This is a genomic window from Bartonella sp. AA78NXGY (assembly GCF_042197005.1).
Classification (GTDB): domain Bacteria; phylum Pseudomonadota; class Alphaproteobacteria; order Rhizobiales; family Rhizobiaceae; genus Bartonella.
Genome location: NZ_JBHIRI010000003.1, coordinates 164,136 through 176,985, shown reverse-complemented (window position 1 = coordinate 176,985; position 12,850 = coordinate 164,136). Strand labels below are relative to the sequence as shown.

The 12,850-nt window shown below is 39.2% G+C and carries 11 protein-coding genes, 1 tRNA gene and 3 pseudogenes; 8 read left to right on the top strand and 7 right to left on the bottom strand.

Features of this window, described 5'->3' with window-relative positions:
- The first annotated feature begins 412 nt into the window (after positions 1-412).
- Positions 413-610: a hypothetical protein gene (locus tag ACFINL_RS03255; protein WP_375638307.1), complete on the top strand. Its 198-nt coding sequence runs from the start codon at positions 413-415 to the stop codon at positions 608-610.
- 707 nt (positions 611-1,317) lie between these two features.
- Here ACFINL_RS03255 and groEL (ACFINL_RS03250) read toward each other — a convergent pair.
- The 4 genes and pseudogenes from groEL (ACFINL_RS03250) to groES form a co-directional block, all read right to left on the bottom strand.
- A pseudogene (gene groEL / locus ACFINL_RS03250) lies at positions 1,318-1,514 on the bottom strand (chaperonin GroEL); the annotation flags it as partial.
- A 72-nt stretch (positions 1,515-1,586) separates the two neighbouring features.
- Positions 1,587-1,777 (bottom strand): annotated as a pseudogene (gene groEL, locus ACFINL_RS03245) (chaperonin GroEL); the annotation flags it as partial.
- Between the two features lie 76 nt (positions 1,778-1,853).
- On the bottom strand, positions 1,854-3,497 hold the full coding sequence (groL, locus tag ACFINL_RS03240) for a chaperonin GroEL (RefSeq protein WP_375606493.1): 1,644 nt from the start codon (positions 3,495-3,497) through the stop codon (positions 1,854-1,856).
- Between the two features lie 58 nt (positions 3,498-3,555).
- Positions 3,556-3,852, bottom strand: coding sequence for a co-chaperone GroES (groES, locus tag ACFINL_RS03235; RefSeq protein WP_005774667.1), 297 nt, complete (start codon positions 3,850-3,852; stop codon positions 3,556-3,558).
- Positions 3,853-4,079: 227 nt separating this feature from the next.
- On the opposite strand from groES, the gene fumC reads away from it, so the two are divergent.
- From fumC to ACFINL_RS03215, 4 genes and pseudogenes are all read left to right on the top strand, one after another.
- On the top strand, positions 4,080-5,468 hold the full coding sequence (gene fumC, locus ACFINL_RS03230) for a class II fumarate hydratase (RefSeq protein WP_375611602.1): 1,389 nt from the start codon (positions 4,080-4,082) through the stop codon (positions 5,466-5,468).
- 132 nt (positions 5,469-5,600) lie between these two features.
- Entirely contained in the window at positions 5,601-5,792 is a 192-nt protein-coding gene (locus tag ACFINL_RS03225; RefSeq protein ID WP_375611601.1) for a hypothetical protein, read from the top strand.
- A 671-nt stretch (positions 5,793-6,463) separates the two neighbouring features.
- Positions 6,464-6,683 (top strand): annotated as a pseudogene (locus tag ACFINL_RS03220) (lyase family protein); the annotation flags it as partial.
- 625 nt (positions 6,684-7,308) lie between these two features.
- Complete coding sequence (locus ACFINL_RS03215) at positions 7,309-8,196, top strand: outer membrane protein (RefSeq protein WP_375621582.1); 888 nt, start codon at positions 7,309-7,311, stop codon at positions 8,194-8,196.
- A 692-nt stretch (positions 8,197-8,888) separates the two neighbouring features.
- Here the strand turns inward: ACFINL_RS03215 and ACFINL_RS03210 are convergent.
- Together ACFINL_RS03210 and ACFINL_RS03205 are read right to left on the bottom strand one after the other, a co-directional pair.
- Positions 8,889-9,062 carry a hypothetical protein gene (locus tag ACFINL_RS03210; RefSeq protein WP_375650124.1) on the bottom strand — a complete coding sequence of 58 codons (174 nt, stop codon included), beginning with the start codon at positions 9,060-9,062 and terminating at the stop codon, positions 8,889-8,891.
- Positions 9,063-9,804: 742 nt separating this feature from the next.
- Positions 9,805-9,889: transfer RNA gene (locus ACFINL_RS03205), tRNA-Leu, on the bottom strand.
- Between the two features lie 221 nt (positions 9,890-10,110).
- Between ACFINL_RS03205 and ACFINL_RS03200 the strand changes: the two genes are divergently transcribed.
- The 3 genes from ACFINL_RS03200 to ACFINL_RS03190 all read left to right on the top strand — a co-directional run bounded on the left by ACFINL_RS03200 (position 10,111) and on the right by ACFINL_RS03190 (position 12,123).
- On the top strand, positions 10,111-10,716 hold the full coding sequence (locus ACFINL_RS03200; RefSeq protein WP_375650117.1) for a YqaA family protein: 606 nt from the start codon (positions 10,111-10,113) through the stop codon (positions 10,714-10,716).
- Positions 10,717-10,728: 12 nt separating this feature from the next.
- Entirely contained in the window at positions 10,729-11,301 is a 573-nt protein-coding gene (locus ACFINL_RS03195) for a disulfide bond formation protein B (protein WP_375646509.1), read from the top strand.
- Positions 11,302-11,598: 297 nt separating this feature from the next.
- Positions 11,599-12,123: a type II toxin-antitoxin system PemK/MazF family toxin gene (locus ACFINL_RS03190; protein ID WP_375611597.1), complete on the top strand. Its 525-nt coding sequence runs from the start codon at positions 11,599-11,601 to the stop codon at positions 12,121-12,123.
- Positions 12,124-12,165: 42 nt separating this feature from the next.
- Here ACFINL_RS03190 and ACFINL_RS03185 read toward each other — a convergent pair whose 3' ends face one another.
- Complete coding sequence (locus tag ACFINL_RS03185; RefSeq protein WP_375650105.1) at positions 12,166-12,429, bottom strand: hypothetical protein; 264 nt, start codon at positions 12,427-12,429, stop codon at positions 12,166-12,168.
- Positions 12,430-12,850 lie beyond the last annotated feature (421 nt).

Sequence of the window (12,850 nt, the reverse complement as noted above, 5' to 3'; positions counted from 1 at the left end):
GATCATACCAACATACATTTTTTTAATAAACTATTGATATCCAAATGATTTTATACTCTTCATAAATAGCATTGCCAAGAATTTGTATTAAAAGACATTTCTTTTAAAGAAGTGCATAAACAAGCAATGTAATGGTAGCCTTACATAAAGCCTCTCATCTTTACGTTGAATAAAAAAGCAAGCCGGCTCCTCTCACCTTCCCAATGCCCTGCCTCTCAATGCCCTGCCTCCCAATTTCCACCCTCCCAATTCCCTGCCTTCCAATTCCCTGCCTCCCAATTCCCTGCCTTCCAATTCCCTGCCTCCCAATTTCCACCCTCCCAATTCCCTGCCTCCCAATTTCCACCCTCCCAATTTCCACCCTCCCAATTCCCTTATGTTCTATGCATAAAGGTCAAGTTGAAGAGAATATATGGAAAATCCTTGGCTCGAAAATATGAAAAGAAGGCATGAGGCTACAACAGAATTTCGCGTGCCTTTATCATCAGAAGCATTAAAAATTCTAACACAAGCACGCCTACTGTCTTGTCATGATTTTTTTCGGCTAACTGTCATGGTCCCCTTAGTTCAAAAATTGCTCCCCACTCAAGAATTTTCTGTCACAATATAGGCAACAAACAGAACTTGAGTATAACAACATGGGTTTGGCTCCAATTTAGGTGATGAGCTTACCGAAGAAAAGATGAGAGCAAGGCGAAAAATTAGCTTTTATCTTTAAGCTTCTCAAATGGAGCAGTCTCCCCATTTCAGAGATCAACTAAACAGAGAGATGCTTATTCCTCTATGCAAAAGCTTGAAATACCAGCATCTTATTCATAAAAAACAAACCAGCCCCATCATGCTCTTTTCAATTCTGTCTTTCCAACGCTCAATAGGTACTAACTCTTAACTACTGACTCTTCTTAACTACTGACTTTTAATGATTGCGTTGGTTCATAAAAACCGTAGTGACCTCTCACCTTATGAAGCACAAACCCAGGATTTTTTAACGATGCATGCATAAACCTGAAATGAAAAAACAGAACTGTATTAGGAATAACTGACTATAAATCAAAGAATTGTATTTTTATTAGCACAATATTTTCAAAGGAAACCACGATCCCCGCACAATAGAAACATTTCATAAAAACAAGAGAAAAAGCTATGGATTAAGAGTGAGATTCATTCACAATAACGGTAGATCAACCAGAGGAGAATAGAACAATCCTATAAGATAAAGGAACTGTCATAAAAGGAAAAACTGTATGAAACGTGAAAAAGCATAAAAAAAAACGGGCACAGAAGACCCGTTTCTTTATTACGTCTAGGAATAAGAGCTTAGAAATCCATTCCACCCATTCCGCCAGCAGGCATCGGAGGCATTGGTGTATCTTTCTTTGGAACTTCAGCAACCATTGCTTCTGTTGTGATCAGAAGGCTCGCAATTGAAGCCGCATTCTGAAGAGCAGAGCGCAAAAACTTTCACGGGATCAACAATTCTTGAAAGCAATCAAATCACCGAATTCACCGGTTGAAAAACATGAAAAAGCATAAAAAAAAACGGGCACAGAAGGCCCGTTTCTTTATTACTTCTATGGAATAAGAGCTTAGAAATCCATTCCGCCCATTCCACCAGCAGGCATCGGAGGCATTGGTGTATCTTTCTTTGGAACTTCAGCAACCATTGCTTCTGTTATGATCAGAAGGCTCGCAATTGAAGCCGCATTCTGAAGAGCAGAACGCAAAAACTTTCACGGGATCAACAATTCTTGAAAGCAATCAAATCACCAAATTCACCGATTGGAAAACATGAAAAAGCATAAAAAAACGGGCACAGAAGACCCGTTTCTTTATTACTTCTATGGAATAAGAGCTTAGAAATCCATTCCGCCCATTCCACCCATTCCGCCAGCAGGCATCGGAGGCATTGGTGTATCTTTCTTTGGAACTTCAGCAACCATTGCTTCTGTTGTGATCAGAAGGCTCGCAATTGAAGCCGCATTCTGAAGAGCAGAGCGCACAACTTTCACAGGATCAACAATTCCCAAAGCAATCAAATCACCGAATTCACCAGTTGCGGTATTGTAACCATAAGTGTCAGCATTATTTTCCAGCACTTTGCCCACAATAATAGCGGCTTCTTCACCAGCATTGCTTGCAATCTGGCGCGCTGGTGCTTGTAGAGCACGACGAACGATACTAATACCAGCTTCTTGGTCAGGATTACTTCCCTTAACGGTCAACGCATTTGCTGCACGCAACAATGCGGTACCACCTCCAGCAACAATACCTTCTTCAACAGCAGCACGTGTTGCATTCAAAGCATCATCAACACGGTCTTTCTTTTCTTTCACTTCAACTTCTGTTGCACCACCCACACGGATAACAGCAACACCACCAGCGAGTTTAGCAAGTCTTTCTTGCAATTTTTCACGGTCATAGTCAGAAGTTGTTTCTTCAATCTGAGCCTTGATTTGATTGACGCGAGCAGTAATTTCAGCCTTTTGTCCAGCACCATCAATAATGGTGGTGTTTTCTTTAGAAATATTCACTTTCTTTGCACGTCCAAGCATATCCAAAGTGACATTTTCAAGTTTAATGCCCACATCTTCAGAAATAACCTGTCCGGATGTCAAGATAGCGATATCCTCTAACATTGCTTTACGACGGTCACCAAATCCAGGAGCTTTTACAGCAGCAATTTTCAAACCACCACGCAATTTGTTGACAACGAGCGTTGCCAAAGCTTCACCTTCCACATCTTCAGCGATAATGAGAAGTGGTTTTCCAGACTGAACAACAGCTTCAAGCACAGGAAGAAGAGATTGCAAATTAGACAATTTCTTTTCGTGAATGAGAATGTAAGGATCATCAAGATCAGCGACCATTTTCTCAGCATTTGTGACAAAATAAGGGGAAAGATACCCACGGTCAAATTGCATTCCTTCAACGACTTCTAATTCCGTTTCAGCGGTTTTAGCTTCTTCCACGGTAATGACGCCTTCATTGCCCACTTTTTCCATAGCATCAGCGATCATTTTACCGATTTCAGCAGCGCCATTAGCGGAAATTGTTCCCACCTGTGCAATTTCTGCTGAAGTTTGAATTTTTTTTGCTTTTTTGAAGAGGTTTGCCACCACTTCTTCAACAGCAGCATCAATCCCACGTTTAAGATCCATTGGGTTCATGCCCGCAGCAACAGCTTTAACACCTTCTTGCACAATAGCTTGTCCTAAAACAGTTGCTGTTGTTGTTCCATCACCAGCGATATCATTGGTTTTAGAAGCAACTTCGCGCAACATTTGTGCACCCATATTTTCGAACTTATCTTCCAGTTCGATTTCCTTTGCAACGGATACACCATCTTTTGTGATACGAGGCGCACCGAATGATTTATCAATCACCACATTGCGACCTTTAGGGCCGAGTGTCACCTTAACAGCATTAGCAAGGATGTCGACACCGCGCAACAAACGCTCACGCGCTTCACGGCCAAATTTGACTTCTTTAGCAGCCATTTAATTTCTCCTTGGAGTTTTCTCAAAATAGTACACAATGAAAAACTAAGTGCTTCAATTAGCCCATAATTCCCATAATGTCAGATTCTTTCATGATGAGGAGGTCTTCCCCATTAATCTTGACTTCAGTTCCAGACCATTTTCCAAACAAAATACGGTCTCCTGTTTTGACTTCTAAAGGCACGCGCTTTCCGTTATCATCGAGAGCGCCATTGCCAACAGCAATCACTTCGCCTTCTTGGGGTTTTTCTTTTGCTGTATCAGGGATGATAATCCCACCAGCCGTTTTATTTTCAGATTCAACCCGACGGACAACGACACGGTCGTGAAGTGGGCGGAATTGTATATTAGCCATGTTTTAAATCCTTAAAACTGAACATAATTGAATTAATCTTAAAAGTTCTTGCTAGCACTCTCAAATTACGAGTGCTAGCATGTGTTAGATATAAAATCGGCATCTCTCAATGTCAAGAATAGCCATAAAAATAATTTCTCTAAATGAAGCTTCAAAGTCTTGCCTCTTATTGCACTTTCGCGTTATCTATCTTTTTTGAGAACCCGTGAACAAAAAAGGATCTTATCATGGTTGAAACACGTCAGGAAACGGATAGCTTTGGAACGATTTCGGTACGTCAAGATCGTTATTGGGGCGCACAAACTGAACGTTCTCTGCATAATTTTAATATTGGCAGTGAAAAGCAGCCTCTTGCCATCATCTATGCCTTAGTCCTTGTCAAAAAAGCAGCAGCGATTGTAAATATGGGCAAAGGAAAACTACCAGAAAATATTGGAAAAGCAATTATTGCCGCCGCTGATGAAGTGCTTGCTGGCGATTTTGATACGCATTTTCCACTGTCCGTCTGGCAAACAGGTTCTGGCACACAAAGCAATATGAATGTCAATGAAGTCATTGCTAATCGTGCTAGTAAGATTTTGGGAGGAAAACTTGGAAGCAAAAAACCAGTTCATCCCAATGACCATGTCAACATGAGCCAATCATCGAACGATTCCTTTCCCACGGCGCTTCACATTGCCACCACGTTGCAAACACGCCAACACTTACTGCCAATCCTTGAAGCTCTTATTGCGACATTAAAACAAAAAGAGCAAGAATTTGCAGATATCATTAAAATCGGCCGCACCCATACGCAAGATGCAACCCCTTTAACCTTAGGGCAAGAATTTTCAGGCTATCGTGCCGCATTAGAAGCCAATTTTCAGCGTATTGAAAATGCTCTAACCGATGTCCAAATGCTTGCTCAAGGTGGTACGGCTGTTGGCACAGGGCTGAATGCGCCAAAAGGTTTTGACGTTGCTTTTGCGCAAACAGTGAGCACTCTCACAGAAATAACGTTCCAAACTGCCAGCAATAAATTTGAAGCACTTGCCCATCATGGTGCCCTTGCGCATTTCCACGGGAGCTTGAATGCTCTCGCTGCTGATCTGTTTAAAATTGCCAATGACATTCGGTTTTTAGGCTCTGGTCCACGTTCCGGTTTAGGGGAACTCAGTCTTCCTGAAAATGAACCAGGATCTTCTATTATGCCCGGCAAAGTCAACCCCACGCAATGTGAAGCCTTAACCATGGTCGCATGCCAAGTCTTTGGTAATCACACCAGCGTAACCTTTGCCGCAAGCCAAGGACATTTTGAACTCAACGTTTATAAACCTGTTATTGGCTATAACGTTTTACAATCAATTACCCTTCTTGGTGATTGCATGCGTTCTTTTGATATGCATTGCATTCAAGGATTACGAGCCAATCGTGTTCATATTCACTCACTCATGGAGCGCTCACTCATGTTAGTCACAGCTCTTGCACCAGAAATTGGCTATGAAAAAGCTGCTGAAATTGCCAAAGCAGCGCATAAAAATGATACAACTTTGCGCACCGAAGCATTAAAAGCAGGTGTTTTTGTAGAGGATTATGACCGATTAGTTGATCCTAAAAAGATGATTGCTCCCCAATAAACAACCCACTAAAAAAGATGCAAACATCTTAAACAAATCTTTCTGTCAAAAGATCGGGGTGTAAACACCCCGATGATGACCGATAACAATTACCCACAGCGTTCATTTTAGGCTCTGATCCGCATTTATGCTATGGGTGGTTTTGTTGCTTATATTGTACTTAAAAGGCACAACGGTTTTGCAAAGGCATGGATAGTCATAGCTCAACACCCAATGGCTATACTGGCAGAAAGTGATTTAAATGGATATGACCTTAAGGTGTTTTTCATTCTAGCTTCGCGTTTTGATTTTGAAAATCTATTAGCTATCAACCAAACAGAATGAGCTCAAAAAAATCGGTATTAATAGACATAATTTCAATCGAAGTATAAAAAGATTAATGAATTCATCGTAGTTACGCTTTACAATGTTATCATTATTGATAACATTGGGTAGATAACTCTTATCTCAATGAGATAATGTGTTTATTTATAATGATAATCTAGCGTTATCCATATTGAATGAGAATCCTAAAGACCGTAAGATTTTCTCATTTTAAATCGGTCCCATGTTGCATCAATCAAAATCACTGACTTGCACATCACAAACGCAATGAATATGTGAATAGAAATTGTATCCGATAAGAACTACAAACGCCTCTAATGAACCACCTCAAGTGCCAAGGACTGTCACAACGGACAAAGGGGCCTCCTGTCACAACATTGTGGAGAGGACTGTCACAACACCCCACGAACTGGCAAATATAGTAATGGTACCGGCGTGCTCCTTTATGAAGCGTAAAAGAGATGCTCAATAGATTTATTATTATACCATTCACAATCGCTGTCATGAAATGGGTTTAGGAACATTGAGAAATGTCTCTTTTATGAAGCGTGAAGATGGGAGTGCTCAATAGATTTATTATTATATCATTCACAATCGCTGTCATGAAATGGGTTTAGGAACATTGAAAAATGTCTCTTTTATGAAGCGTGAAGATGGGGGTGCTCAATAGAGGAACAGCTGTTGGAACAAAATTCAATGCACCGAAAGGTTTTGACCTTTGCTGAAACAATCAGCTCTCTAACGGGGATATCCTTGACAGCTCGCAAGAAATTGGAGGCATTTGCCCATTATGGCGCCCTCACCCATTTCCACAAAAACCTGAATGCACGCGCTAATCTCTTTAAAATAGCCAACGACATTCAGTTTTTAGGCTCTCATCCACGTTCCGGCTTTAAGCGAACGGAACGGAGAGTTTATCCGTTTTACATGGCGCATAAGAAACCTCATGAGACTTGAGATTCTCGCACTTTACTCCTTCTGATTCTTCGTATTCCATTCAATCAATCAAAACTATTCGCTTAGATTATTATAAGCAAAAGTGGCATATAGATAAAAAAGAAATAAAGTCGCCCATCCCCTCGAGTGCTCAAAAGGCTACCGCAATACAAAGCTATGCAATATCAAAAACGAGCAACGAATATGACGGTGCCAATATGCATTTTTACGATAAATTGAATATTTAAGCACATTGGTGTCAATCATAATGGATAATACACTTAATAACAAAAAGTGTTTTAATGTATATAAAGTAATATTTTTTTAACAAATAGAAAGCTTGTTTACTATACTATAATTTTTTCTAAAACACAGAGAACACTGAAAGAGTATATAAAAATACTGAAAAATCAATATAAACGCGGGATAATAGCATGAAAACAAGTTTCAAGAACGCTTAAATATGGATAATTATAGAGTTTTTGAATGTTTTAGTTTTCATAATGATATTAAATATAGATTTTTTTAACCAATTCGTATATAATGCGATTTGTATCTGAAATAAATTGGGGACGTTTTTATGAAAACAAAATGTTTAGTTGCACTATCTATTTTCACCTTCATTACCGCTTCAACAGCGCAAGCAGCAGATACAGTAATCTTTAAGCAATCAGAACCGAAGGTTTCATTGCAAGATGTTTCGTCATCACGTATTTCACCGGTTACTGTTTCTGCGCCTTTTTCTTGGTCTGGTTTTTATTTTGGAGGACAAATTGGATATTTTTCCAATAAAAATACTCTAAATTATGCACAAGAAGCCAGGGACGGAAAGTGGGCTTGGGTTGATAGAGATTTATCACCGAAACTATCAGGATTGAGAGCAGGTTTGTATGCAGGTTCTAATATTGATCTGGGAGATCTTGTTTTCGGTTTTGATACCGATATGGTCTGGTCTGGGAGGAAAAGCACCCAAACAGACAATGGAAAGAAAATTCTAGATGAATCAAACTCCATTAACATTGCCTTTAAAAAAGCTGGGATTCCTATCATAAAACCTGCAGCTCAGGGTGAAACGATATCCAACTATGGTGACATTGTTGTTAGCAGTGTAACATTGAAAGAAACGTGGTCTGGTGCCACGCGCGCGCGCATAGGTTTTGCTTCCCATCGTCTTATGCCTTATATTGCAGGGGGTATAGCCTATAGACAGATGCAATATATCATGTCACTTTTATCAAAATCGCAAGAAGATTCGACAATTTTTGCTTCTGGCAATGTGTTAGATGAGACAAAAACAATGTTTGGTTACACTGTTGGTGGTGGTTTTGATCTTGCAATGACAGATAATATCATTATGCGGACAGAATATCGTTATTCAGATTTTTTTAAAAAGAAATTTGCAAACGATAACCTTAAAATCTCTTCTCAAACGCATGATGTTCGCTTTGGTATCGCTTATAAATTCTAAGTTTTTTAGAAAAGTTGAACGATTAAAAAACCCTGTTAAAAACGGGGTTTTTTAATGCCCCTTTCCCCCTAAAAAGACGTAGATTCTAAAAACCTGTACTAAACTTTAAACAAATAGTCACGAAACAATAAAGCCTCTCCCTCTCTTAAAGCAAATTTCTATCCTCTCAGCCTTTCATGTAATGCCTTTGGAATATAAAAGCTTTACCATCATACCACTGGGCGCCATCGTAAAATAAATGAGAGCCGTTATTTAAGAGATATTTCTTTAAAATAAATATGGATATTGTGCATCAATTGCAGTTTTATAAGATGATGTTGACTTGGCCTCCCCGCTCTTAAAGGATAAAGATTCTAAACACCCATTTTTAAACACCCATTCTTAAACACCATGTCCGTTTATAAAAGCACAAAAACCCTTGGAGACTCTTGGGGGATATTGGGCGGGCTTCTTTGGGCTCCTCCTCATGGAATGCCCTTAAATCTCAAGCAAGACAAACACTGAAGAATATCCAACACACACCGAAAAAAATACTGTAACGTTTCAAGGAAGTATGCCCTATATGACCACACTTCAAACAACAGTATTTTACCGCTATTATATGCCAAGAGTGGAGAGAGAATATTGCGGTTCTCTGTTTATGTAATTTCTATAACGGGGAGACAGCTTCATTTAGGGAGCACATGAAGTTGTCAAGGTAAAAACCAATTTCCAATCTTACCATTTCCCTCTGCTTTACGACTTTCGAAAGCCTCTAAAGCAAAATCTTTTAAGCCTCTAAAGCTCCTGTCTTTTAAAGAGTGGAGATTACGCACTACCCCATGTTTTTGTTGCTCACATATCTTTTTGGCGATCACGCCCCTCATGTCATACGACAACGCTTCAAACCAAACACACTCAAATTCAAGACACTTTGGTTGCCAATTCACATGCGTGTTTTAAAGAAACAGCTCTCAAAACCCTCAAGCCCATTTTGCGAAAGCACCTACAAGAATATAAAATCTATAAAGCCTCTAAAGCATAATCTTTTAAGCCTCTCATGCTCCTGTCTTTTAAAGAGAGGAGATTACACATTGCCCCATGTTTTTGTTGCTCACATATCTTTTTGGCGATCACGCCCCTCATGTCATACGACAACGCTTCAAACCAAACACACTCAAATTCAAGACACTTGGGTTGCCAATTCACATGCATGTTTTAAAGAAACAGCTCTCAAAACCCTCAAGCCCATTTTGCGACAGCACCTACAAGAATATAAAATCTATAAAGCACCATCTCTACACTTCATAAAAGTGCAAGCAGGCACCCCCATCCATCATACACTTTAACCTCCAATGATGCCCTTGAAACGGCATAAGAGGCATTTTTATTCATTTTTTGTAAAATTTCACTCCACGCGAGCTCATCTAGCTTGTAACGTACGAGCGACATGATTTTGGTTGATTTACTATAAGCAGACTTGAAATGAGAGAATCCTACGGTATTCGAGGTTTTTCATTCAACATGCAAAACATTGAACACGGTCTATAAATTCCATGTTTTATAAATCCCATGTTCTATAAAACAACGTGATGCGCCATAACAGGATAAAGGAAAATATTTATGAAGTGGTGCGGGTGGTCGGACTCGAACCGACACTCCTCTCGGAACCAGATTTTGAGTCTGGCGCGTCTACCAGTTCCACCACACCCGCACACTGCTATAAAAGACAGGACTATAAAAGACAGACTTGTCGATTATTCCTTTGCACTATATGAAGAAGAACAGATTCGTCAACAGAAGACTTCTCATTTTTTAAGAATTCATATCATTTTCTTATCTATTTTATGAAATACTTTCTTTATTGGATTTCTCTACCGGATTTATAGCAATCTCATTTGTAAAGTCTTTACCTCTTAAACTTATAAAAGCCTCATGATATTAAACAAATTAAAGGTTTGGACGATTTCTTTAGCAAATCGGCGTACAGCACCACACTGGCTTGGTTTCATTGCCTTTATTGAAAGTTCTGTTTTTCCAATTCCCATAGATGTTTTATATATTCCGATGCTTCTTATCCATCAAAAACGGGTTTATCGCTATGCTTTGATTGCGACAATCTGTTCTGTATTAGGAGGCATTGCCGGTTGGTTTATCGGACATTTTGCCTATGATACCCTTGCCAAACCCATTTTAGAAATTTATGGTAAGGTTGAAAGTTTTGAATCTCTGAAAAATAGTGCAACCCTGCAATTTCTAATCATTTTACTGATAACATCAGGTTTTTTTCATCTTCCCCCCATCAAGATTGTCACAATTTTGGCCGGTGTTATGAGTGTGCGTCTTGAACTTTTCATGCTTATTTGTATTTTTTCTAGAGGCGCTCGTTTTTATTTTCTCGCGTGGCTGATTAAACATTTTGGACAAAAAGCAATGAATTTTCTAGTACAGCATTTCAAATGGATTGTTCTCATTGGTTGTGTTAGCCTCCTTTTAATTTATGGGATTTTCATAGCTTTTTTAAACAAGAAGCTTTTATAAGGAACAGACTTAATGGCATGCGTTTTGTCTTCTCACCCACTTTTACACAAGCACCTTCATCTTGAACCCAGCAGAAAAGAACAAAGTTTATGGGCTTTTTTTCTCGCTTTTTGCTTGTCTGCCACAATAGGTATTGCCCTTGGTTTTGAACATTTCGGAGGGTATCTTCCTTGCGATTTATGTCTCATAGAGCGTTTCCCCTATTATGGTGCCATACCATTTTTGCTTTTAGCAGGTTTTGGGGCATATTTTTTTCGCATAACTGCTTGGGTACAACTTTTATTTTTGTGTGTTTTTGTCTTAATGTGCATCAGCCTTGTTTTAGCCATTTATCATGCGGGTGTTGAATATGGCTTTTGGGCAGCTCCCCTCAGTTGTGGTTTAAGCGCAGTCAGAAAAACCTCAGACATTAACCAGCTGCTTAACCAATTAAATAGCATTCATCCCCCTTCTTGTTCTGAAGCATCCACACGCTTTCTTTTTCTTTCATTTGCCGGTTGGAATGTCGTCTCAAGCCTATTTTTCAGCCTTATAAGCCTCTATATTACTTCAAAAGGCATTCTTTCAAGCAATAAAAAACTCTAACCATAAAATAGAAACGAAACCGCGTTCACTCGTTCTCTCCAATCGCTTCCCCCCTAACCAACAACTCTCCAGTCACCAATCCCCACCCAAAACCACCCACCGCCAAACCACCCCACCAACACCAACGAGTCACCAACATCCCTCCTCTAGCGTTGTACTCAAAAGACAAAAATAAGCAGATACATCCATTTTATGGTTTCACCTCTCTGTACTTATAAGCAACATTTTGATAAAAACTCGTGATAGAAAAGCCGTAAAATAATAAGTGAGGGGACCAATAAATATAAATGGTCTGCTATGGCTGAAGATAAGAACACAGAGCCTTCTACCCTATCACCTATTTCCTTAGATATAACCAAACTTGAAGAACCATGTGTTATGATGGAACATGATCATAATGCATGGCGTGAGCATATAAAAGAAAGAGATTTAAATGCGCCTTACCAAAAACCACCTCATATAAAACCACGAATCAAATCGGCACCACGCATCAGACAAGTTTTTTGGTGTGATTTTCCTCATGATTCGATACTCCCTGAATTTTGGAAAAAGCGGCCTGTTTTAGTGCTTTCTAAGAATGCAAAATTATATGGAAATGTGACAGTTTTACCTTTTTCAACGAAATCACAACCCAATAATCCCGCTGCGTATCCAATACAATCTCCTATAGAGAATAAAAAAGCATGGATTATCTGCAATTATGTCACAACAGTTTCTGTAAGTCGTTTAAGTTGCTCACGTACCGTTCCAAGATTATCCTGCGAAGATTTTCATAAAGTTGTAGCTCTGATGCTCAAATATTTACCGCATTTACACTATTGACTTTTGAGAAAAATAAGTGTACCTATATCAGCATACACGGCATCAGTAATGGTGGCCGCTTCCCCGCAAGGGGAGATAGGAACGAAGGAGTGGGAAACCGCTCCTTTCGTCATTTTTGGTATTTTTTTGAAAACTGCCATTTTTTGCAACCTTCCCTAGAACATATCCAACATTCATTCTCCACCGTTGTTGTTTTGCTCCACCGTTGTTGTTTTGAAATATTTGCGATTTGGGATAAGCAGAAGACAATATCCACACCTTGGATCCGGTAAAGTTTCCCATGGAGATTACCGAGATATTGTACATACTTATCATTTCATTGCACAAAAAATCGTGCTGCCGTTGCTTAAACTTTATATGATTTTCCGCAATGGGAATATCTTTCCAAGATTGAAAAAAGCTTCGCTTTATATGACCACACCTCAAAATAGTATTTTTACGAGATAACAAAGAAAATTCTCTAATAAACTAGAAATCAACCCCCAATCGATTTCTATCTCTTCACCAATAACAATTGTTTATTGCCCTAACCGCATTATTTCACCTGTCACACGACCCAACATAGCTTTTACAGATAGATTTTCTTCCCCTTTTCCGAGAAACGATCTATGCTATTTTGGGATTTACTGCTAAATTGCGTATGCTTGCACTTTGAATACCTTTCTCTCACCATATAAAAGGTAGATAAAAAAATAATTTCGTTTATCAGCTTTATTTTAAAGACATA